The sequence below is a fragment of the Streptomyces sp. TE5632 genome (assembly GCF_054061295.1).
Genome location: NZ_JBSSEA010000003.1, coordinates 298,534 through 320,488 on the forward strand (window position 1 = coordinate 298,534; position 21,955 = coordinate 320,488).

Consider the following 21,955-nt stretch of genomic DNA (forward strand, 5'->3'; position numbering starts at 1 on the left):
CGCAGGCTACCCCTACCGCCCGCGCAGGCGCCGTACGAGGATGCTGGCGTCTCCGCGGGACTCCAGGTCGGCGAGGACCACGGCGACCGCCTCGCGGACGATCCGGCCCCGGTCGACGGCCAGTCCGTGCTCGCCCCGAAGCACCAGACGGGCGTGCTCGAGGTCCATGAGCTCCTCGGCGGACACGTACACCGTGATCTTCTCGTCGTGCCGCTCACGTCCACTGGGCCGTCGCGCCACCGCTCTTCCGCGCTTGCGCGGGGCCGCCTCGGCGGCCGTACCGGCGGAGCCGGCCGAACCCGTCGCCCCCTGCCGTCGCGCGGGGCGCTCCTGCGCGGCGCGGCTGCGGGACTCGCCGGCTTCGGCCGGCTCGGCGTCCGTGGCGACGTGCTCGGCACCCTCGCCGTCGCCGCCCTGCGCGGGCACCGACTGCGGAGTGTCGTTCTGGGCCGCGGCCGCGCCGCCCTCCCCCGCGGGAGCGGGGACCCGGGCCTCGCCGCCCGCCTGGCGCCTCGGCGTGGACGCCTGGAGCGCCATCCCCCCTGTCGTACGGAAGAGTTCGTCGGCCCCCGGCAGACTCACTCGGCGTGACACCGGGCGAGCACCTCCCTGGCAAGCTGGCGATAGGCGGCGGCACCGACGGAGTTGGACGCGTACGTGGTGATCGGCTCACCGGCGACGGTCGTCTCCGGGAAGCGGACCGTACGCCCGATGACCGTGTGGTAGACGTGGTCGTCGAACGCCTCGACGACGCGTGCGAGCACCTCGCGACTGTGCACCGTGCGCGAGTCGTACATCGTGGCGAGGATCCCGTCGAGCTCCAGCTCGGGGTTGAGCCGTTCCTGGACCTTCTCGATGGTCTCGGTGAGCAGCGCCACACCGCGCAGGGCGAAGAACTCGCACTCCAGCGGCACGATCACCTTGTGCGCCGCCGTCAGCGCGTTGACCGTGAGCAGGCCGAGCGAGGGCTGGCAGTCGATCACGATGTAGTCGTAGTCGTCCATGAGCGGCTTCAGCGCGCGCTGAAGCGTCGACTCGCGGGCGACCTCGGAGACGAGTTGGACCTCGGCCGCCGACAGGTCGATGTTGCTGGGCAGCAGGTCCATGTTGGGGACCGCCGTCTTCAGCAGCACCTCGTCGGCCGCCATGCCCCGCTCCATGAGCAGGTTGTAGACGGTGAGGTCGAGTTCCATCGGGTTGACGCCGAGCCCGACCGACAGCGCGCCCTGCGGGTCGAAGTCGACGAGCAGCACCCGGCGGCCGTACTCGGCGAGCGCGGCACCCAGGTTGATGGTCGACGTCGTCTTGCCGACGCCGCCCTTCTGGTTGCACATCGCGATGATCTTCGCGGGGCCGTGGTCGGTCAGCGGGCCCGGGATCGGGAAGTACGGCAGCGGGCGGCCGGTCGGGCCGACGCGCTCACGGCGCTGGCGGGCAGCGTCGGGCGCGAGGGTGGCCGCGTACTCGGGATCCGGCTCGTACTCGGCGTCGGGGTCGTAGAAATGCCCCTCGGGCAGTTCGTCGTAGTCGGCGAGTTGGTTGTGGGGCGCGCCACTTCCGTCGCCGGCCATGGCGTTCACGTGATGGCCATCCATGCTCGGGTGTGCAGTGAGAGTCGCCTGCTGACTCTGTTGGGCTGCGAAGGTGTGCACGGCGACGGAGCCGACAGCAGCGAACCCCGCGGGACCCCGGTCCCGTGCAGGCGTTCCTGGTTGACCACCCCCGGGAGTAAATGTCGACTCATTCACAAGTCGTCTTACCTCCTTGGTGACCAGGAAACTTCTAGACAGGTCAGCGTGGCATCATGCCGACGGTTGGCGACTCTATGGCGTGTCGGCGGTCCGCAGCAACACAATCCGCCGGACCCGGCCCGATGTGTCGACAATGAAACATCCCTCTGTCAAGGGCGTACGACCGTCGCACAGCAGGTTTCACCGGTGTGCGAATCGGTGGAAGCGTTACGTTCGAGGCGAGTTGCCCTGGATCCGTGAAGTGACCATACACACATCTCGCCGGGCCTGACGGGCAAGGCCGGGCCGAGTCGGCCGCGTTGATGAAGGAGGTTGACCTATCGCCTTTGCCGGTCGGTGACTTGGTCGACTTGACGCCCGGAGGTCACCTTCCCCTCCTCCCCCGGGTTCAGTCGAGCAGCGCGGCGACTTCCACGTGGTCCAGGCCGTGGGCTTCGGCGACCTCCTGGTACACGACCTTGCCGTCATGCGTGTTGAGGCCCTTGGCGAGCGCGGGGTCGTGGCGCAGCGCCTCCACCCAGCCGCGGTCGGCGAGTTCGACGACGTAGGGCAGCGTGGCGTTGGTGAGGGCGTAGGTGGAGGTGTTGGGCACCGCGCCGGGCATGTTGGCGACGCAGTAGAAGACCGATTCGTGGACCGTGAAGGTCGGCTCGGCGTGCGTGGTCGGGCGGGAGTCCTCGAAGCAGCCGCCCTGGTCGATCGCGATGTCGACAAGGACACTCCCGGTCTTCATCCGTGAGACGAGGTCGTTGGTGACCAGTTTCGGCGCCTTGGCGCCGGGAATCAGCACCGCGCCGATCACCAGATCGGCCTCCAGGCAGGCCTTCTCCAGCTGGAGGGTGTTGGAGACGACGGTCTGGATCCTCGTGCCGAAGACCCGGTCGGCCTCACGGAGTTTGTTGATGTCCTTGTCGAGCAGGGTCACGTGGAACCCCATGCCGACGGCGATCTGCGCGGCGCTCCAGCCGGAGACTCCTCCGCCGATGACGACGGCCCGGGCCGCCTGCACCCCGGGGACACCGCCGGGCAGCACGCCGCGGCCGCCGTTGGCCCGCATCAGGTGGTAGGCGCCGACCTGGGCGGACAGTCGCCCCGCGACCTCGGACATGGGCGCGAGCAGCGGCAACGCACGGCCGGGCAGCTCGACGGTCTCGTAGGCGATCGCGGTGGTGCCGGACGCCAGCAGCGCGTCCGTGCACTCCCTGGAGGCGGCCAGGTGCAGATAGGTGAAGAGCGTCTGGTCCTTGCGCAGCAGGCGGTACTCCGCGGCGACCGGCTCCTTGACCTTCAGCAGCAGGTCGGCGGCGGCCCAGACCTCGTCGGCGGTGTCCAGTGTCTGCCCTCCCGCGGCGATGTACTCACCGTCCGGGATCGAGGAGCCGACGCCTGCGCCGCGCTCGATGACGACCTGGTGGCCGTGGCGCACCAGCTCGTGCACGCCGGCGGGGGTGATGGCCACCCGGAACTCGTTGTTCTTGACCTCGCGGGGGATGCCGACCTTCACATCGATCACGGTCCTCGGTTCGCAGGGTATGAGGTATTACTACCCCTCCCCGGGCACACGCGCGCACACCGGGAGACCGCTGAAGGAAACGCCGCAGCACCTTCCCAATGAAGGCCTTACCGCTGCCCGGCCTTGCAAAGCATCAACTCTCCGCAGGGACCCCACGAATTTCACAGGCGCCGCCTCCTTGTTCCGGGCGGATGCCGGATGCCTGGGACGCCTCGGCCTCCTCCTGCAGCATCCGCTCGGCCGTTTCCCGGTGCAGCGCGGCCGACGCGGGGTCGCCGAGGTGCTCGAAGGTGTCGGCGAGCCGCAGGTGCAGCGCCGCCTGCAGCCGGGTGTCCTCGGCCCGCCGGGCCCACTCCACCGCCTCCCGGCAGGTGCGCATCGACTCCTCGGGCCGGCCCGCGTACTCCTGGACCCGGGCCAGTTCGCTCAGCGCCCGCGCCTGGGCGGTCACATCACCGCTCTTGCGGTACCCGGCGACCGCCGCCCGCCAGTTCCGCAGCGCCTCGCCGTAGCGGCCGACATAGGTGTGGGCGGCGGCGATCCGGCCGTAGAGGCGGGCGGCGTCCGCGCGCTCGTCCCGGGCGAGCCGCTCGGCGAGGGCCCGCCCGAACCAGTCGGCGGCCCGGTCGAAGTCCCCGAGCTCCAGATGGGCGCCTCCCACGGATTCCATCGCGCGGCCGGTCGCGTACGGGTCGTTCGCCGCGCGTCCGGCGTCCAGCGCGGCCCGGTAGCGCGCCAGCGCGTCGGCCGTGCGGCCGGTCCGGGCGTCGAGGTCGCCGAGGTTCAGCAGGGCCGCGGCCTTCTCGCGGGGCAGTCCCCGGCGCTCGGCCACGTCGAGGACGAGGTGGTGGATGCCGTACAGGTCGCTCGCGGCGGCCTGGGTGCCGAAGTGGGCCACCATGGCACGCACCAGCTGCGACATCAGGCGGCGGGCCAGGGTGTCCAGCGTCCCGTCGGCGACCGCGAGCCGGGCCGAGGCCAGCAGGGCGGGCCTGCGGGCACGCAGCCAGTCGGCGGCGTCCCGGGGAGTGGCGAAGCGCAGGGAGCGCGGCATCCCGAGCAGTTTCTCGCGTGCCTGGGGACTGTCGGTCTCGGTGATGGCCCTGCACGACTGGAGCAGCCGTACGGTCCGCTCCAGCATGCGGGCGCGGGCCAGCTGGAGCTCCCCCGGCCGTTCATGGGTCTCGGCGAGACCGCGCAGCAGGGGGTGCAGGCAGCAGGGCACCTCGTACTGCGGCAGCGACGACCCCACCGGGTGCAGCAGGCCCACGGAGACGAAGTCGTCCAGGGTGGCGCGTGCGCTGCTCACCGGGCAGCCGGCGAGCGCGGAGGCGGTGTGCGGGTCGACCAGGCCGGCCGGGGCCAGGCTCAGCAGGCGCAGGGTCCGAGCTGCGGGCGCGGGCAGTTCGGCGTGCACGAGGTGGAGGACACGGCTGACCGCGGTGCCCGCGGTGCCGACGGTGCCGTTGTCGGGGTCGGCGTGCAGCTGCCTGGCGAGGTCGGCGACGGCGGCCTTGGGCCGGGCGGCGAGCCAGCCGCCGGCCAGCACCAGGGCGGCCGGCTGCCCCTGACACTGTTCGGCCAGGCCCTCCGCGGCCCGGGGGTCGACGGTGATGCGGACCGAGCCGGTGGACCGGGAGAGCAGTTCCACGGCGGACTTGGTGTCGAGGCCGCCGAGGGTGCACGGGCGGACGTCGGAGATACCGGTCAGCGGACCCTCCGAGACGGCGACCACCAGGCAGTCGGGGTTGTCCGGCAGCAGGGCGTCGACCTGCTCGGCGTCGGCCGCGTCGTCCAGCAGGAGCAGCACCCGGCGGCCGGCGAGGGCGGTCCGCAGCGCCTCGACGAGATCGTCCTCGGCGGCGCCGGCCGGGGCGGACACCTCGAGCGCGTCGAGCAGTTCGCGCGCGGAGCGCTCGACGGGCACGCGTGTGCCGTCGGTTTCGCTCAGCCGGGCGCGCAGCACCCCGTCGGGGTACCGGTCGGCGACCTGGCGTACGAGTTCCTCGCCGAGAGCCGTACGGCCCGAACCCGGCCGGCCGGCGATGAGCAGCACACGCGCGCGGGGAGCCTTGCGGCCGGAGAGGGTGTCCAGTCCCGCGCGCTCGATGTCGGCGCGCAGTTCCTTCAACTCCCTGGCACGGCCCAGGAATCGATCACCCACGGTAACGTCCTGGGAGAGCCGTGCACCGTCCGTGTCCATCGCCTGATCCGTCACGGGCCACACTCCCGTCCCACCGCACGCGCAAGCCCGCCGGGACTCCGGATCGGGCGTTTTCCCGAGCCTAGTTCACGCTCTGCTACGTTCCGTGTGGAGCGCGGCGAATGCGTCCCTCGATCGGATCAGCCGATGGTCACATCGCAAGGGGCCGAGGCGGTTCAGACCTCGAACGGGCGCGCCGGCCACGGCGCCTCGGCGGGGCGCAACGCGTCGAGCCCGTCCCCGCCCCGTGCGGCGACGAGCGAGAGGACGCCCACCACCAGGCAGTTGTTGTGCAGTTCACCGGCCAGCACCTTGCGGACCAGGTCCACGGCGGGCACCCGGGCCAGTTCCATGTCGGCCTCTTCGTCCTCGACCTCGAAGCGGTCGCCCTCGGCCTCGGACAGTCCGCGGGCCAGGAAGATCCGTACGGCCTCGTCGCAGCCGCCGGGGGTGGTGTAGACGTCGGTCAGCACCCGCCAGTCCTCGGCCTTGACGTGCGCCTCCTCGTAGAGCTCCCGCTGGGCGGCGCGCAGCGGGTTCTCGCCGGGTACGTCGAGCAGACCGGCCGGGATCTCCCACAGCTTGTGGCGCACGGGGTGGCGGTACTGGCGCAGGACCAGAACGCGATCGGCGTCGTCGAGGGCAAGGACGGCCACGGAGCCCGGGTGGACCTGGTAGTCGCGGTGGGCCACGGTCCCGTCGGGCATGACCACGTCGTCGGTGCGGACGGAGGTCTTGTTGCCGACGAAGGGGGTCCGGGTCGCCCGGATCTCCCACTCCTCCGGGGTGTCCTTGATCGTCATGCCCGTCCTTCCCGACGTACAGGGGTCGTGCGATTGCGGTGGGTGAGAAAAGCGGCCGGGGTGCTCACCCTTTGAGGGTTCGCACCCCGGCAACCGTACAACCGGTGTGTTACTTCGAGATCTTCCGCTCGACGGCGGCCCTGACGAGACCCGCGAACAGGGGGTGCGGACGCGTCGGACGCGACCGCAGTTCCGGGTGTGCCTGGGTCGCGACCAGGTACGGGTGGACCTCGCGCGGGTACTCGACGTACTCGACGAGCTTGCCGTCCGGGGAGGTACCGGAGAAGACGATGCCGGCCTTCTTCTCCAGCTCCGCGCGGTAGGCGTTGTTCACCTCGTAGCGGTGCCGGTGGCGCTCCTCGACGTACTCCTTGCCGTCGTACACCTCGCGCACGATCGAGCCCTCGGCCAGCTTCGCCGGGTACATGCCGAGCCGCATCGTGCCGCCCAGATCGCCCTCACCGGCGACGATGTCGAGCTGCTCGGCCATGGTGGAGATGACCGGGTGGGAGGTGGCCGGGTCGAACTCGGTGGAGTTGGCGTCGGAGACGTCCGCGAGGTTGCGGGCCGCCTCGATCACGATGCACTGCAGGCCCAGGCAGAGACCGAGCAGCGGAATCCGGTTCTCGCGCGCGTAGCGGATCGCGCCGACCTTGCCGAGCACACCGCGGTCCCCGAAGCCGCCGGGGATGCAGATCGCGTCGACGTCACCGAGCTGCGCCTGGGCGCCGGCCGGGGTCTTGCAGTCGTCGGAGGTGACCCACTTGATCTTCACCCGGGCCTTGTTGGCGAAGCCGCCCGCGCGCAGCGCCTCGGTGACCGACAGGTAGGCGTCGGGCAGGTCGATGTACTTGCCGACCAGGGCCATGACGATCTCGTGGTCGGGGTTGTGGACCCGGTCGAGCAGGTCGTCCCAGGTCGTCCAGTCCACGTCCCGGAACGGCAGGTCCAGCTTGCGCACGACGTAGGCGTCCAGGCCCTCGGCGTGCACGACCTTCGGAATGTCGTAGATCGAACGGGCGTCGGGGCAGGCGACCACGGCGGCCTCGTCGACGTCGCACATCAGCGAGATCTTCCGCTTGATCGCGGTCGGCACCTCGCGGTCGCAGCGCAGCACGATCGCGTCCGGCTGGATACCGATGTTGCGCAGCGCGGCCACCGAGTGCTGGGTCGGCTTCGTCTTCAGCTCACCCGAGGGGCCGATGTACGGCAGGAGCGAGATGTGGACGACGAACACGTTGTCACGGCCGACCTCGTGCCGCACCTGGCGGACGGTCTCCAGGAACGGCAGCGACTCGATGTCGCCGACCGTGCCGCCGACCTCGGTGATCACGACGTCGACCTCGTCCGTCGCCATCCGGCGGATGCGGTGCTTGATCTCGTTGGTGATGTGCGGGATGACCTGCACGGTGTCGCCCAGGTACTCGCCACGCCGCTCCTTGGCGATCACCGTCGAGTAGACCTGGCCCGTGGTGACATTGGCGGAGCCGTCCAGGTCACGGTCGAGGAAACGCTCGTAGTGCCCGATGTCCAGGTCGGTCTCGGCGCCGTCGTTGGTGACGAACACCTCACCGTGCTGGAAGGGGTTCATCGTGCCGGGGTCGACGTTGAGGTACGGGTCGAGCTTCTGCATCACGACGCGCAGGCCGCGGGCCTTGAGCAGCATGCCGAGGCTGGAGGCGGTCAGGCCCTTGCCGAGAGAGGAGGCGACACCCCCGGTGACGAAGATGTGCTTGGTCGTCGTGGATTTTGGCATGGCCAAGAGGGGGCTCCCGTGGTCGCGGTCTGGGGGTGCGGGGCGGCTGCCTGCCGGAGGTCTCCGACGGTGCCGTCGCTGCGGTTCGGGGGTGCCCTGTTCGGATTTCCCTCTGGGGAAGGGGCCCACCGGTCCACGGGCTACCAGCGTATCAGCGACGCGGGGCGATGCCGTCCGGCCACGCTCCGCGCACGCTCCGGCACGGGTCCGTCACCTCTCACAGGCCCATCACCCGCTGCTCACCCGTTCGGCGGTGGTGCGTTGCCCGGAGCGGCACACAGACCCTCTATGTGCGTCGTATCCTGCTCGGACACCCCACTGTCGAGCCCGACCGGCCGGACGGCACCACCCCAGCCCGTCACACCGGAACAACGAAAGCTCGTCAGTTCGTTGACTAATAATCGGCGCTTTGCATTCATGGCTGAGCGACTGCTTTGCTTCGTCGCTCAACGACGCATGACGTCATTCATCGTTCACTGTCCCCTTGACCGCACTAGCGACAGCCCCCTCGTGGGGTGACGTGGCCGTTCGACTGGAGTTGCACGTGGCCGGGCGCATCGAAGACTACGCACTCATCGGAGACATGCAGACCGCCGCCCTGGTCTGCCGGGACGGCACAGTCGACTGGCTGTGCCTGCCCCGCTTCGACTCGCACGCCATCTTCGCCGGCCTACTGGGCACCGAAGAACACGGCTTCTGGCGGATCGGCCCGGCGCACGCCCCCGACGCCCCGCCACCGGCCGCGACCCGGCGCGGCTACCGCGGCGACTCGCTGGTCCTGGAGTCGGAGTGGGACACCGGGCACGGGACGGTCCGGGTGATCGATTTCATGCCCCCGCGCGACGGCGCCCCGCAGCTCATCCGCATCGTGGAGGGCGTCTCGGGCCGGGTGCCGATGCGTTCGGCGCTCCGGATGCGCTTCTCCTACGGCCGGGTGGTGCCGTGGGTGCACCGGCACGAGGAGCGCACGGTCGCCGTCGCGGGCCCGGACTCGGTGTGGTTCGACACATCCGCCAAGACGTACGGGGAGTCGCTGACGACGTACTCGGACTTCACGGTGGCGCCGGGCGACCGGATCGCGTTCACGCTCTCGTGGCAGCCCTCGCACAAGGAGCCGCCGCCGCTGCCGGAGCCGGAGCAGTCGCTGGAGGCGACCGAGGAGTTCTGGCGGGAGTGGGTGGAGCACTGTACGTACCACGGTCCCTACCGCGAGGCCGTGATCCGCTCCCTGATCACGTTGAAGGCCCTCACCTACGCCCCGACCGGCGGCATCGTCGCCGCGCCCACCACCTCCCTGCCGGAGGACATCGGCGGCGTCCGCAACTGGGACTACCGCTACACCTGGCTGCGGGACGCGGCGATCACCCTGTCCTCGCTGCTGCGCACCGGCTACCGCGAGGAGGCCCGCGCCTGGCGCGAGTGGCTGCTGCGCGCGGTGGCCGGCGACCCGGAGAACCTGCAGATCATGTACGGCATCGCCGGTGAGCGCGAGCTCGGCGAGGCGGAGCTGGACTGGCTGCCCGGCTACGAGAACTCGACTCCGGTCCGGGTCGGCAACGGCGCGGCTCACCAGCTCCAGCTGGACGTGTACGGCGAGGTCACCGAGGCCCTGCACCTGGCCCACATGACGGGTCTGACACGCAACGACTACGCGTCCCTGCTCCAGGTGAAGCTGATCTCCTACCTGGAGAAGCACTGGACGGAGCCGGACGAGGGCATCTGGGAGGTGCGCGGCCCGCGCCGCCACTTCGTGCACTCCAAGGTGATGGCCTGGGTCGCCGTCGACCGCACCATCAAGCTCATCGAGTCCGGTGACGCGGACGGCCCGCTGGAGCGCTGGAAGCAGCTGCGCGACGACATCCACCGGGACGTGTGCGAGAAGGGCTACGACAAGGAGCGCAACACGTTCACGCAGTCGTACGGCTCCAAGGAGCTGGACGCCGCGCTGCTGCTGATCCCGCAGGTGGGCTTCCTGCCGCCGGACGACAAGCGGGTGATCGGCACCATCGAGGCGATCCAGCGCGAGCTGTCCACCCCGGACGGCTTCATCCTGCGCTACCCGACGGAAGGCGCCGACGAAGGCGTCGACGGGCTGCCGGGCGACGAGGGCGCCTTCCTCGCCGTTTCGTTCTGGATGGCCGACGACCTGGCGATGATCGGCCGCGTGGACGAGGCCCGCAGGCTGTTCGAGAGGCTGCTGGCCCTGCGCAACGACCTCGGCCTGCTCGCCGAGGAGTGGGACCCGGTCAACCAGCGCCAGGTCGGCAACTTCCCCCAGGCCTTCAGCCACGTCCCCCTCATCGACACGGCCCTGCGCCTGACCGCCTCGGGGGCGTACGGGGGCTGAGGGGCCGCCCGACGACCCGTGCGCCCGTGCGCACGGGTAGCGTCCGGTGCATGGGCGGCAGCGACAGGGGCAGGGACGGCGAGTACGACACGCAGGGTGCCGGGATCACCGTGCGGCAGGCGCTGGAACTGCCCGCGCTGCGCAGCGGGCTGCCCGAGGTGGTGGCCGGAGCCGACGGCCTGGGGCGCACGGTGCGCTGGGTGCACGCGGGCGAGGTGCCCAACATCGCCTCGCTGCTCAAGGGCGGGGAGCTGCTGCTGACCACCGGATACGGTCTCGGCAGCCGCCCCGCCGAGCAGCGGGCGTTCGTGCGCACACTGGCCGAGCGGGACATCGCGGCCCTCGTCGTGGAGCTCGGCACCCGCTTCACCCGCCTGCCCGCCGCCCTGGTCGACACGGCACGGACGGCGGGGCTGCCCCTGGTCCAGCTGCACCGCGAGGTGCCGTACGTGACGGTGACCGAGGAGATCCACACCGAGATCGTCAACGGTCACTACACGCTGCTGCGGCGCGCCGAGGAGGTGCACCGGCGCTGCACCGAGGCGCTGCTGGGCGGTGGGGGTGTCCCCCAGGTCCTGCGGATCCTGGCCGACGTCAGCGGCAACCCGGTGTTCCTGGAGACGACGGACGGACGGCTGCTGTACGCCGCCGGGGAGGGCCCCGAGGGCGCCGACCCGCTTCAGGTGTGGGAGGGGCTGCGCGACCGGCACCAGGACGCCCCGCCGGCCGGTTCGGCGCTCGTCGACGTGCCGGGCGGCGGGCCGGGCGGCGGCGGGGTGCGGGCGCGTCTGGTGCTGCTTCCGGTGCGGACGGCGCCGGCGCCGGTGCACCGCATGGCGGCCGAGCGTGCGGCGGGCCTGCTCGCCGTGGTGCTGATGCAGGCCCGTCAGGAGGAGGAACTGGCGGCACGCGGACGCGGCGACTTCCTCGTCGACCTCTCCGAGGGCCGGGTCGCCCCGCAGGACGCGCCCGCGCAGGCGCGCGTGCTGGGTTTCAGACCGGGCACCGGCCCGCTGCTCCCGGTGGTGATGCGGCTCGACGACGTCCTGTCCCCGCAGGACGGCGGCTGGGCGGTGCTGGCCCGCGCGGTCGCCGAGGAGCTGGCCTCGCTCGGGGTCCCCGTACTGCTGGGTGTGCGGCCGGTGGAGGGGCGGGTGCCGCTGCTGCTCGGGCTGCGCGCGCAGACGGAACGGCCGGCGATCGCGGACCGGGTGGCGGCGGCGCTGCGCGCCGGGGCGGAGCGGGCGGGGATGATGCCGCCGGGGGCACGGCCGCCCGTGGTGGTGGTCGGGGCGGCCGGTGACTGGGCGGCGGCGTCGGCGGGTCTGCGGCACGCGACCCGGACCGCGAGCGCGGCGCAGGGGCTGCCGGACCGTCCCTGGTACGACGCCCGCCGCCTGGACATCGACCTGCTGATGTGGCGGCTGCGCGACCAGCCGGACCTGGCGGCCTTCGTGGACCGCGCGATCGGCCCGGTCCTGGAGCACGACCGCCGCTCGCGGCCGCCGCTGCTGCCCACCCTGGAGACCTATCTGGCCCATGCGGGCCGCAAGGCGGAGACGGCCCGCGAACTGCACCTGAACCGCCAGACGCTGTACAACCGGCTGGCCCGGATCGGGGAGTTGCTGGGCAGTGACCTCGACGACCCGCACACGGTCCTGACCCTGAGCCTGGCCCTGCGGGCACGGCGGCACGTGCCCTGACGCGGCAGGTGACGTCAGATCAACGGGCGGTGCTGCGTCAACTCGTCGTAGACACTGAGCACCTGGGCCACCGCCTCGTCCTCCGTCGGCCACCCGGCCGCCTGCCGGGTGGCCCTGGCCCTGAGTTCCTCCCGGCGCCCCGGGTCGCCCAGCAGCCGTACGACGGCGTCGGCGAGCGCACGCGCGTTGCCGGGGGGAACGAGTTCGGCGGCGTCGCCGACGAGTTCGGGCATGCCGCCGGCCCTGGTCGCGACGAGCGGCACGCGCGCGTGGAGGGCCTGCTGGGCGAGCGCGGAGCGCCCCTCCCACCGGCTCGGCAGCAGCGCGAGATCCGCGGCCTCGAGCAACTCGGTGACGTCGTCGCGTCGTCCGACGAGCCGGACCGGCAGTTCCTCGTCCGCGATCCGCCGTTGGAGTTCACCGCGCAGCGGGCCCTCCCCCGCGACGACGACCAGCGGCACGGGGTCGAGGCGGCGCCACCCGTGCGTGGCGTCCAGCAGGGTGTGGTGGCCACGGCGCCGTTCGAGGGAGCCGACCGCGACCAGTAAGGGGCGACCGACGGCGCCGAGTTCGGCACGCAGTTTGGGCCGCGCCCCGTCGGAATCCTCCGGCTCCTCGGCCGTGCGGGGCGCGGGGAAGGCGGCGGCCGCCAGCCGCGCGTCCCGCGCTCCGGTCCGGCGGGCCCGGTCGACCAGGGCGGAGGTGGTTCCGAGCACCACGGTGGCCGCCTTGACGACCCTCCGCTCCAGCAGCCGCAGGAAGTGCGCGCGGGCGCCGTCGGCGGGCGCCCGGTCGTGCCAGGTGACGATCAGCGGGGTGTGCCGGCCGCTGAGGGCGAGCACGGTCCGGAAGGAGGCGTGCAGGCCGTGCGCGTGCACCAGGTCGGCGTTCGCACAGGCCGTCCGCAGGGCGGCCACCGAGCCGGGGTCGCTGCTGCGCGGGACGTGCACATGGCCGGCGCCGACGCCCGTGAAGTCGTGGGTGTGCTCCGCCTCGGCGGGGGCGCACACCGTGACCCGCACGCCCCGTGCGACGAGCCCCGCCGCCAGTGAGCGCACATGGGCGCTGGTGGCGGCGTTGCCACCGCCCAGCACCTGCACGGTGCGCAGCGGCGACTGGCCGTGCGGTGAGTGGCTGCTCACGGGGGTCACGTGGCCGAGCTCCTGGTTCGGGTCGGATGGTCCCGAAGAACGTACAGAAGGACCGTGCGGAGAGGGTGTACCGCACGGTCTTTCACGCGTGCTCCGCCAAGCATGCCAGGGCGCACGGGGATCGCGGCAACGACGGGAGCGCCCGCCTGCACCGGACCGGACAGAAATTTCACCCACACGAGTGCGGAAGAACCTCCCGTCGGCCGAGGCGCCGGGAGGTACGACGGCTAGCCCTCCGCGCGGGCTGTCGCCAGGAGTTCCTCCGCGTGGGCACGGGCCGTTTCGGAGTTCTCCTGGCCGGCCAGCATCCGGGACAGTTCCCGGATCCGTTCCTCCCCTTCGAGCACCTTCACGCCGGACCGGGTGACCGACCCGTCGTCGGTCTTCGCCACCAGCAGCTGCCGGTCGGCGAACGCGGCCACCTGCGGCAGATGCGTGACGACCACGACCTGCGCGCTCTTCGCCAGTTTGGCGAGCCGCCGTCCGATCTCGACGGCCGCCTTGCCGCCGACACCGGCGTCGACCTCGTCGAACAGATACGTCGGCACCGGGTCCGTCCCGGCGAACACGACCTCCACGGCCAGCATCACGCGCGACAGCTCACCGCCGGACGCGCCCTTGGCGATGGGCCGGGGCGGCGCCCCGGGGTGCGGGGCCAGCAGCAGCTCGACCTCGTCCACACCCGAGGGCCCGTGGGCGACGGTGCGCCCGCCGACCTCGACACCGTCCGGGTCGTCCGTCTGCCGGATGTCGAACGACACGCGCGCGTGCGGCATGGCGAGGGACGCCAGCTCCGCGGTGACGGCCGCCGCGAACCGCTCCGCGGCCTCGGTCCGTACCTCCGACAGCGCCTGCGCCAGCCCGCCCAGTTCGGCGCGCAGGCCGTCCCGCTCGGCGGTGAGTTCCTCGATCCGCTCGTCGTCACCGTCCAGTTCCGTGAGCCGCGCGGCGCTCTGCTCGGCCCAGGCCAGTACGGCGGCGACGTCCTCGCCGTACTTGCGGGTCAGCCCGGTGAGCGCGGCCCGCCGCTCCTCGACGGCCGCCAGCCGCAGCGGGTCGGCGTCCAGGTCCTCGGCGTACCCGGCGAGCTCCCCGGCCACGTCACGCAGCAGGATGCCGATCTCACCGATCCGGTCGGTGAGATCGGCCAGCGCGGGATCGTGCGCCCGGACGGCCTCCAGGGCCCGCTGGGCGCCCGCGACGAGCGTTCCGGCGTCGACGCCCTCGGGGTCCTCCGGGTTACCGGCGAGGGCGGTGTGCGCGGCGTGCGCGGCGGATGCCAGGGCCTCGGCGTGACCGAGCCGCTCGGCCTCCTCGGCCAGCTCCGCGTCCTCACCGGCGCGGGGCTCCACGGCGGCGATCTCGTCGAGCCCGAAGCGCAGCATGTCGGCCTCCTGGGCCCGCTCACGCGCGCGGGTGGTGATCTGTTCGAGCTCCGCGGCGACGGCCCGCAGCCGCTTGTACGCCCCGGTGTACTTGGCGAGCGGACCGGCGACCGCGTCGCCCGCGTACCGGTCGAGCGCCTGCCGCTGCCGGGACTGCTTCAGCAGCCCCTGCTGGTCGGTCTGCCCGTGCACGGCCACCAGGTCGTCGGCGAGTTCGGCGAGCAGCCCCACGGGCACGCTCCGCCCGCCCAGGTGCGCCCGTGAGCGCCCCTCGGCGGAAACGGTGCGGCTGATCAGCAGCGCTCCGTCGTCGAGCTCGGCCCCGGCCTCCCCCGCGCGTGCGACGGCCGCGGCGTCCTCGGGCACGGCGATCCGCCCTTCGACGACCGCGTTTCTGGCGCCGATCCGCACCAGGGCCGCGTCCGCCCTTCCGCCCAGCAGCAGCCCGAGGCTGGTGACCACCATGGTCTTGCCCGCGCCCGTCTCACCGGTGACGGCGGTGAAACCTGGTGACAGCTCGACCACGGCGTCGTCGATGACTCCGAGCGACCGTATCCGCATCTCCTCCAACACGTCCCAGACCTTACGAGGTTTTCCTCGTGCTGTGCGACGCCGCCCCCCGGCCGTCCGGGATCGTGGCAGGCCGTCACCCGTGAGTGGGAACCGCTCCCCGGCGGGTCCGGCCACGCACCGCCTCAGGGCACGCCCTAGTGCGGAGCCCCCCGCCACCCCGAGACCGGCAGGGCGAACTTCGCGACCAGCCGGTCCGTGAACGAGGCGTGATGCAGCCGGGCCAGTCGTACCGGTACCGCGCCGCGCCGCACCTCGACCCGCGCCCCGGGCGGCAGCTCCAGGGTCCGCCGTCCGTCGCACCAGAGCACACCCGGCGGAACGTGCGGCAGGACCTCCACGGCCAGCACCGAGTCCGGCGAGGTCACCAGTGGCTTGGCGAACAGCGCGTGCGCGCTGATCGGCACCATCAGCAGCGCCTCGACCTCCGGCCACACCACGGGCCCGCCCGCGGAGAACGCGTACGCGGTGGATCCGGTCGGGGTGGCGCACACGATCCCGTCGCAGCCGAATCCGGTCACCGGCCGCCCGTCGATCTCCAGCACGACCTCCAGCATCCGCTCGGCGGACACCTTCTGCACGGCTGCCTCGTTCAGCGCCCAGTCCGTGTGCACGATGGTGCCGTTCCGGTGCACGACGACATCGACGGTCATCCGTTCCTCGACCTCGTACGCCTTGCTCACCACCCGGTCGACGACCTTGTCGAGGTCGTCCCGCTCGGCCTCGGCGAGGAATCCGACGCTGCCGAGGTTCACGCCGAGCATCGGCACCCCCGAGGCGCGGGCGAACTCCGCGCCACGCAGCAGCGTGCCGTCACCGCCCAGCACGATCAGCAGTTCGCAGCCGTCGAGGCACTCGGGCGTGGCCTCCTTGACGGTCTCCACCTCGTCCGGCAGCGGCAGGTCCTGTGCCTCGGCCTCCAGCACCCGCACGCCGAGCCCGGAACGCAGCAGCCCCTTGACCACGAGCTCCGCGCTGCGGATGGCCGCGGGGCGGCCGGTGTGGGCGAGCAGGAAAACGGTACGAACTCGATTCGGTGTCAACGCGGCCCCTCCGCCACTGCACGGTCAACGTCGGCCGGGTCCAGTTCCGGAGCCCCGGCCCGCAGCCACAGAAAGTATTCGACATTCCCCGAGGGTCCGGGCAGCGGACTCGCCGTCACGCCCTTCGCTCCCAGTCCCAGCTCCCAGGCCTTGGCGGCCACCCCCCGCACGGCGTCGGCGCGCAGTTGCGGACTGCGTACGACTCCGCCGCTGCCCAGCCGCTCCTTGCCCACCTCGAACTGCGGCTTGACCATCATCACCAGATCGGCGTCCGGCCGCGCGCACCGTGTCAGGGCGGGCAGGACCAGCCCGAGCGGGATGAAGGAAAGATCCCCCACGACAAGATCCACAGGCTCCCCATCGATTGCTTCAAGCGTCAACTCCCGTACGTTCGTACGGTCCTTGACGGTGACGCGTTCATCGTTGCGGAGAGACCACGCGAGTTGTCCGTATCCGACGTCCACGGCGACCACGTGCGCGGCCCCGGCCCGCAGCAGGACGTCGGTGAAGCCCCCGGTCGAGGCGCCGGCGTCCAGCGCCCGCCGCCCCTCGACGACCAGCCCTCCGGGCATGAAGGCCTCGAGGGCGCCGGCGAGCTTGTGGCCGCCGCGTGACACGTAGTCCGGGTCTCCGGCGTCCTCGGCGACGAGGATCGCGGCGGCGGTCTCCACCTGCGTGGCGGGTTTGGTCGCGACGGTCTTGCCGACGCTGACCCGCCCGGCGGCGATCAGCTGGCCCGCGTGTTCACGCGAGCGCGCGAGCTTCCGGCGGACCAGCTCCGCGTCGAGACGGCGGCGTGCGACTCCTGCCACGTTCGGTTCAGCTCCCCTGTCGGTGCGGCGAATGGGACTCGTGACCCGAGGGGCCCCGGTGAGGGGTGGTGGTCGGGTGACGGGTGGGAGCCGGAGGCCCCGGGCGGGCGTCGAGCTCGGTGAGCGCGTCGCGCAACCCCCGGTGCACATCTTCGTACACCTCGACATGGCCGTCCGTGGTGAGGTGGTCGGCGTCGGCCAGCCGCTCCAGCCGCGCGTCCACCTCGGCGTCGCCGGTGGGGGTACGGGGCACGTTCAGGGGTGCGGGGGCGGCGGGGGCGTACTCGGGCGCGGTGCGGGGTGTGGTGTCCTCGGCCGGTGGTGCGGCCTGCTCCGCCTGCGGGGGCGGCTGCTGCGCGCTCCCCGGCCGGGGTACTGCGTCGTTCATGCTCCGACGCTACCGCGAACCACTGGGGTACCGTCGTCCGCGATGGCCACGATCGAGGAGTGCCGCGCCGCGCTCACCAGATTTTCGGACAACATGCAGCACGCCGAGGGCGACGTCCGTGCGGCGGCGGCGATGGACCGCTCCGTCAGCTGCCACATCACCGACCTGGACGTGACCTTCGTCGGCCGCCTCACCGGCGGGCGGATCGAGGTGCACGACACCCTTGAGGGCCCTCCGCGCGAGAAGGCCCAGCTCAGGCTCGCCACGAAGGGGGAGGACCTGCTGGCCCTGGTCGACGGCGAACTGCACTTCGCCAGGGCCTGGGCCTCGGGCCGGGTGAGACTGGAGGCGGGTCTGCGCGACCTGTTCCACCTCAGGAAGCTTCTCTAGCGCCCACCTTCTCCTGCCGGCCCGCGACCCGCCTGGTGCCGGCTGCGACGCGCGCCTTGCGGGCCGCCGGCACGATCAGCGGCGTGCCCGTCTCGGGGTCGTCGATGACCTGGCAGCTCAGTCCGAAGACCTGCTCGACCAGCCCGGCGGTGACGATCTCCTTCGGCGCACCCTGCGCGATGACCTTTCCCCCGCGCAGGGCGATGAGGTGGGTGGCGTACCGGGCGGCGTGGTTGAGGTCGTGCAGGACGGCGACGAGGGTGCGTCCCTGCTCCTCGTGCAGTTCCGCGCACAGGTCGAGCACGTCGATCTGGTGCTGGATGTCCAGGTAGGTCGTCGGCTCGTCGAGGAGCAGCAGCGGGGTCTCCTGGGCGAGCGCCATGGCAATCCACACGCGCTGGCGCTGTCCGCCGGAGAGTTCGTCGACATGGCGTTCGCCGAGGTCCGCGATGCCGGTCCGGGCCATCGACTCCTGGACGACCCGCTCGTCCTCGGCCGACCACTGGCGCAGGATGCCCTGATGCGGGTACCGGCCCCGGCCCACCAGGTCGGCGACGGTGATCCCGTCGGGCGCGATGGACGACTGGGGCAGCAGTCCGAGGGTGCGGGCGACCTTCTTCGCGGGCATCGACTGGATGACCTGGCCGTCCAGCAGCACCCGTCCCTGAGTGGGCTTCAGCATCCGCGAGAGCGCCCGCAGGAGCGTCGACTTGCCGCAGGCGTTCGGGCCGACGATCACGGTGAAGGAGTTGTCCGGTATCTCCACCGACAACTGCTCGGCGATGACACGCTGGTCGTAGGCGAGGGTGACGTCCTCGGCGGACAGTCGGTTCACGGTGCTCCTTCGGTTGTTCCGTCCGCCGCCGGCGGTGGTGGGGTTCCTGGCGCTCCCGGTGCTCATATCCGGCCCGCCTTGCGCTCGGTGACCAGCAGCCACAGCAGGTAGACGCCGCCGAGTACCCCGGTGACCACCCCCACGGGCAACTGCTCGGCGCCGAAGGCCCGCTGCGAGATCCAGTCGGCGCTCACCAGCAGGGCGGCGCCCATGCACATCGACGCCACCAGGTTGGGACCGGGCGAACGGGTCAGGCGCCGGGCGAGCTGCGGCGCGGTGAGCGCGACGAAGCCGACCGGCCCGGAGGCGGCGGTCGCGGACGCGGTGAGCAGTACGGCGGAGAGCATCAGCAGCAGCCGTACGCGCTCCACCCGGACCCCGAGGGCGTACGAGATGTCGTCGCCCATCTCCATCATCCTGAGCCCGCGGGAGTTGGCGAGGACCAGCGGCACGAGGATGACGCACAGCGCGAGCAGGGGCCAGACCTGGTCCCAGTCACGGCCGTCGAGGGAGCCGGTCATCCACACCACCGCACGGGCCGCGTCGACGATGTCGGACTTGGTGAGCAGATAGCCGTTGACCGCGGTGACGATCGCGGAGACACCGATACCGACCAGGACCAGCCGGTATCCGTGCACGCCCCGCTTCCAGGCGAGCACATAGATGGCGAACCCGGTCACCAGTCCACCGATCAGCGCACCGACGGCGACCTGGTTGGCGGTCCCGGAGAACAGCACGATCATCACGAGTGCGCCGGCCGTGGCTCCCTGGCCGAGGCCGAGGACGTCCGGACTGCCCAAGGGGTTGCGGGAGATGGACTGGAACAGCGCACCGCCGAGCCCGAGCGAGACGCCGACCAGCAGTCCGACCAGCACCCGGGGCAGCCGCAGTTCGGTGACGATGAACTCCTGGCCCGGGTCGCCCTCGCCCAGCAGGGTCCGGATCACGTCGGCAGCCGGGATCGGGAAGTCGCCGGTGCCGATCAGCACCACGCTCGCGGTGAGCGCCACGAGCAGGAGCAGGACGGCGACGACGAGGGCCCGCACGTCCACCCGGAACGAGAGGCCGCCCGGCGTCCGCACAGCACGGTTGGTCTTCACAGCTGGGCCGTCCTCCGCCGTCGTACGAGAAAGATGAAGACCGGGCCGCCGATGATCGCGGTGACGATGCCGACCTGGAGTTCCGCGGGCCGGGCCAGCACACGGCCGAGGACGTCGGCTCCGAGCAGCAGCACCGGCGACAGGACCGCCGCGTACGGCAGGATCCAGCGCAGGTCGGGTCCGGTGAACGAGCGCACGACGTGCGGCACCATCAGACCCACGAAGACGATCGGCCCGCAGGCGGCCGTCGCGGCCCCGCACAGCACGGTCGCGGCGAGCATGGCCAGCGCCCGCGTGCGGTTCAGGTTGGCGCCGAGGGCCCTGGCGGTGTCGTCACCCATGGCCATGGCGTTCAGCGGCCGGGCGAGCAGCAGCGCCAGCACGAAACCGACCAGCAGGAACGGCAGTACCTGCCGGATGACCGAGCCGCTCGCCGAGGACAGCGACCCGACCGTCCAGAAGCGCATCCTCCCCAGGGCCGCCTGGTCCAGGATCATCACCGCCTGGAGGTAGCCGTACAGCGCCGCGGTGATCGCGGTGCCGGCCAGCACCAGGCGCACCGGGGTCGCGCCCCGGCTGCCGCCGAGGAACCACACCAGGGCCCCGACCCCGGCCGCCCCGCAGAACGCGAACCACACATAGCCCGACAGCGACGTGACGCCGAAGAAGGTGATGGCCGTGACGACCGCCGCCGACGCACCCGCGTTGATGCCGAGCAGTCCCGGATCGGCGAGCGGATTGCGGGTGAGCGCCTGCAGCACCGCCCCCGCCAGGCCGAGCGCGGCGCCGGCCAGCGCGCCGAGCAGGGTCCGTGACAGCCGGTCGGCGACGACGACGTCACCGTAGGTGCCCGATTCCTCGAACAAGCCGTGCCAGACCTGGTCCAGGGACAGGTCCTTCGCCCCGATCGCGATACTCGCCAGGGCGATGACCACCAGGATCGCGGCGGAGAGGAACAGACCGAGGACGCGTAGCATCGCCCGGCGGTTCGGGGGCGCGGGAGAAATGTCCGCGCGCGGTTCGGGAGGACTGTCGACCAACACGCAGTTAGGTTAGCCTACCCTCCCAAGCGATCACGATCCTGAGGTTCTGAGGTTCTGAGTCGAGGGTGCCTCACAAACCCAGCCGGGCCAGCGCCTTCGCTCCGTCCAACGCGCACACGCCGTCGCCCGCCGCTGTCCACGCCGCCGCGCACAACGCCCGCAGCCCGTCCAGAGCGGCACCGTCCCCGTCCAACGCCAGGGCCCCGCCGTCCGCTGCCGCCGTCCAGCCGCCGCACCGGAATCCGCCGTCGCCGTCCGCCACGGTCACTTCCGGCTGCCCGGTGAGCATCCCGCGCAGGTCGGCGTCGACGTAGGTCGGCCGGTGCTGGGGCGGCGCGGCCAGCAGCTGCGCCCCGTCGGTCACCCCGGTCAGCACCAGCAGCGAATCCACCCCGCCGTTGAACGCGCCCTCGATGTCCGTGTCCAGCCGGTCCCCCACCACCAGGGGCCGTTCGGCGCCCGTGCGCAGAATCGTCTCCCGGTGCATCGGCGGCAGCGGCTTGCCCGCCACCTGCGGCTCGGCGCCCGTGGCGATCCGTACGACCTCCACCGCCGCGCCGTTGCCCGGGGCGATGCCCCGCCCGCTGGGGATCGTCAGATCCGTGTTGGACGCGAACCACGGCACCCCGCGCGCGATCGCGTAACTCGCCTCCCCGAACCGGCCCCACGGGAAGTCGGGCCCGCCGTACCCCTGGGCCACCGCGACCGGATCGTCGTCCGCCGAGTCCACCGGCACCAGGCCGCGCTCACCCAGCGCCACCCGCAGGCCCTCGCCGCCGATCACCAGCACCCTGGCCCCCTGCGGCACCTGCTCGCTGATCAGCCGCGCGACCGCCTGCGCCGATGTGATCACGTCTCCGGCGTCCGTCGGTATCCCCAGCTCCGTCAGATGCGCGGCCACCGTGTCCGGAGTGCGCAGGGCGTTGTTCGTCACGTACGCCAGGTGCATGCCTCCCTCGCGAGCCGTGGCCAGCGAGTCGACCGCATGGACGATCGCCTCCCCGCCCGCGTACACCACACCGTCGAGGTCGAGCAGCGCCGTGTCGTACGCCTCGCTCAGGGCCTGCCCACTGCCCCCGGGCCTCGTCCTGACGCTCCGGCTCATTCCGCATCGCTCCTCGTTCGACGGCTTTCCCCCGATCATCCCTCATGCCACCGGCCC

18 protein-coding genes are annotated in these 21,955 nt (G+C 72.0%); 3 read left to right on the forward strand and 15 right to left on the reverse strand.

Annotation, left to right across the window (positions count from 1 at the left end; genetic code table 11):
• Window positions 1-12: 12 nt before the first annotated feature.
• From ACVW19_RS06460 to ACVW19_RS06485, 6 genes are all read right to left on the reverse strand, one after another.
• Window positions 13-594 (reverse strand): hypothetical protein, encoded by a 582-nt coding sequence (locus tag ACVW19_RS06460; protein ID WP_457457413.1) that lies wholly within the window; start codon window positions 592-594, stop codon window positions 13-15.
• Window positions 579-1,571 (reverse strand): ParA family protein, encoded by a 993-nt coding sequence (locus tag ACVW19_RS06465; RefSeq protein ID WP_457464464.1) that lies wholly within the window; start codon window positions 1,569-1,571, stop codon window positions 579-581. The genes ACVW19_RS06460 and ACVW19_RS06465 overlap by 16 nt, the downstream gene beginning before the upstream one ends.
• 568 nt (window positions 1,572-2,139) lie before the next feature.
• Entirely contained in the window at window positions 2,140-3,264 is a 1,125-nt protein-coding gene (ald, locus tag ACVW19_RS06470) for an alanine dehydrogenase (protein ID WP_457457415.1), read from the reverse strand.
• 133 nt (window positions 3,265-3,397) lie between these two features.
• Entirely contained in the window at window positions 3,398-5,482 is a 2,085-nt protein-coding gene (locus ACVW19_RS06475; RefSeq protein WP_457457417.1) for a tetratricopeptide repeat protein, read from the reverse strand.
• A 161-nt stretch (window positions 5,483-5,643) separates the two neighbouring features.
• A complete protein-coding gene (locus ACVW19_RS06480; RefSeq protein ID WP_457457419.1) occupies window positions 5,644-6,270 on the reverse strand; it encodes an NUDIX domain-containing protein in 627 nt (208 codons plus the stop codon).
• 109 nt (window positions 6,271-6,379) lie between these two features.
• Window positions 6,380-8,026, reverse strand: a complete 1,647-nt coding sequence (locus tag ACVW19_RS06485) for a CTP synthase (RefSeq protein WP_202280507.1) — start codon at window positions 8,024-8,026, stop codon at window positions 6,380-6,382.
• A gap of 544 nt (window positions 8,027-8,570) precedes the next feature.
• Here ACVW19_RS06485 and ACVW19_RS06490 point away from each other — a divergent pair.
• Window positions 8,571-10,373: a glycoside hydrolase family 15 protein gene (locus tag ACVW19_RS06490; RefSeq protein WP_457464465.1), complete on the forward strand. Its 1,803-nt coding sequence runs from the start codon at window positions 8,571-8,573 to the stop codon at window positions 10,371-10,373.
• Window positions 10,374-10,423: 50 nt separating this feature from the next.
• Window positions 10,424-12,076, forward strand: coding sequence for a PucR family transcriptional regulator (locus ACVW19_RS06495; RefSeq protein ID WP_457457421.1), 1,653 nt, complete (start codon window positions 10,424-10,426; stop codon window positions 12,074-12,076).
• 14 nt (window positions 12,077-12,090) lie between these two features.
• Here ACVW19_RS06495 and ACVW19_RS06500 read toward each other — a convergent pair whose 3' ends face one another.
• From ACVW19_RS06500 to ACVW19_RS06520, 5 genes are all read right to left on the reverse strand, one after another.
• On the reverse strand, window positions 12,091-13,227 hold the full coding sequence (locus tag ACVW19_RS06500; protein ID WP_457457423.1) for a glycosyltransferase family 4 protein: 1,137 nt from the start codon (window positions 13,225-13,227) through the stop codon (window positions 12,091-12,093).
• Window positions 13,228-13,454: 227 nt separating this feature from the next.
• A complete protein-coding gene (recN, locus tag ACVW19_RS06505) occupies window positions 13,455-15,173 on the reverse strand; it encodes a DNA repair protein RecN (RefSeq protein ID WP_457464466.1) in 1,719 nt (572 codons plus the stop codon).
• A 146-nt stretch (window positions 15,174-15,319) separates the two neighbouring features.
• Window positions 15,320-16,225: an NAD kinase gene (locus ACVW19_RS06510; RefSeq protein WP_457457425.1), complete on the reverse strand. Its 906-nt coding sequence runs from the start codon at window positions 16,223-16,225 to the stop codon at window positions 15,320-15,322.
• Window positions 16,222-17,037: a TlyA family RNA methyltransferase gene (locus ACVW19_RS06515; RefSeq protein WP_457457427.1), complete on the reverse strand. Its 816-nt coding sequence runs from the start codon at window positions 17,035-17,037 to the stop codon at window positions 16,222-16,224. The genes ACVW19_RS06510 and ACVW19_RS06515 overlap by 4 nt, the downstream gene beginning before the upstream one ends.
• A 7-nt stretch (window positions 17,038-17,044) precedes the next feature.
• On the reverse strand, window positions 17,045-17,425 hold the full coding sequence (locus ACVW19_RS06520; RefSeq protein WP_457457429.1) for a hypothetical protein: 381 nt from the start codon (window positions 17,423-17,425) through the stop codon (window positions 17,045-17,047).
• Between the two features lie 42 nt (window positions 17,426-17,467).
• On the opposite strand from ACVW19_RS06520, the gene ACVW19_RS06525 reads away from it, so the two are divergent.
• On the forward strand, window positions 17,468-17,815 hold the full coding sequence (locus tag ACVW19_RS06525) for an SCP2 sterol-binding domain-containing protein (protein ID WP_457457431.1): 348 nt from the start codon (window positions 17,468-17,470) through the stop codon (window positions 17,813-17,815).
• Here the strand turns inward: ACVW19_RS06525 and ACVW19_RS06530 are convergent.
• The 4 genes from ACVW19_RS06530 to ACVW19_RS06545 form a co-directional block, all read right to left on the reverse strand.
• Window positions 17,799-18,716 (reverse strand): ABC transporter ATP-binding protein, encoded by a 918-nt coding sequence (locus ACVW19_RS06530; protein WP_457457433.1) that lies wholly within the window; start codon window positions 18,714-18,716, stop codon window positions 17,799-17,801. The two genes, ACVW19_RS06525 and ACVW19_RS06530, sit on opposite strands and share 17 nt — an antisense overlap.
• Window positions 18,713-19,750, reverse strand: coding sequence for a FecCD family ABC transporter permease (locus ACVW19_RS06535; RefSeq protein ID WP_453756816.1), 1,038 nt, complete (start codon window positions 19,748-19,750; stop codon window positions 18,713-18,715). Before ACVW19_RS06535 ends, ACVW19_RS06530 begins: the two co-directional genes overlap by 4 nt.
• Window positions 19,747-20,793, reverse strand: coding sequence for a FecCD family ABC transporter permease (locus tag ACVW19_RS06540; RefSeq protein ID WP_457457435.1), 1,047 nt, complete (start codon window positions 20,791-20,793; stop codon window positions 19,747-19,749). Before ACVW19_RS06540 ends, ACVW19_RS06535 begins: the two co-directional genes overlap by 4 nt.
• 70 nt (window positions 20,794-20,863) lie before the next feature.
• Complete coding sequence (locus ACVW19_RS06545; protein WP_457457437.1) at window positions 20,864-21,898, reverse strand: HAD hydrolase-like protein; 1,035 nt, start codon at window positions 21,896-21,898, stop codon at window positions 20,864-20,866.
• Between the last annotated feature and the right edge of the window lie 57 nt (window positions 21,899-21,955).

Excerpts from the sequence above, each read along its gene's own strand:
- ACVW19_RS06465 (WP_457464464.1), bottom strand. The coding sequence starts at position 1,571 with ATGGCCGGCGACGGAAGTGGCGCGCCCCACAACCAACTCGCCGACTAC.
- ACVW19_RS06480 (WP_457457419.1), bottom strand. The coding sequence starts at position 6,270 with ATGACGATCAAGGACACCCCGGAGGAGTGGGAGATCCGGGCGACCCGG.
- ACVW19_RS06485 (WP_202280507.1), bottom strand. The coding sequence starts at position 8,026 with ATGCCAAAATCCACGACGACCAAGCACATCTTCGTCACCGGGGGTGTC.
- ACVW19_RS06495 (WP_457457421.1), top strand. The coding sequence starts at position 10,424 with ATGGGCGGCAGCGACAGGGGCAGGGACGGCGAGTACGACACGCAGGGT.
- recN (WP_457464466.1), bottom strand. The coding sequence starts at position 15,173 with ATGCGGATACGGTCGCTCGGAGTCATCGACGACGCCGTGGTCGAGCTG.
- ACVW19_RS06520 (WP_457457429.1), bottom strand. The coding sequence starts at position 17,425 with ATGAACGACGCAGTACCCCGGCCGGGGAGCGCGCAGCAGCCGCCCCCG.
- ACVW19_RS06525 (WP_457457431.1), top strand. The coding sequence starts at position 17,468 with ATGGCCACGATCGAGGAGTGCCGCGCCGCGCTCACCAGATTTTCGGAC.
- ACVW19_RS06530 (WP_457457433.1), bottom strand. The coding sequence starts at position 18,716 with ATGAGCACCGGGAGCGCCAGGAACCCCACCACCGCCGGCGGCGGACGG.
- ACVW19_RS06545 (WP_457457437.1), bottom strand. The coding sequence starts at position 21,898 with ATGAGCCGGAGCGTCAGGACGAGGCCCGGGGGCAGTGGGCAGGCCCTG.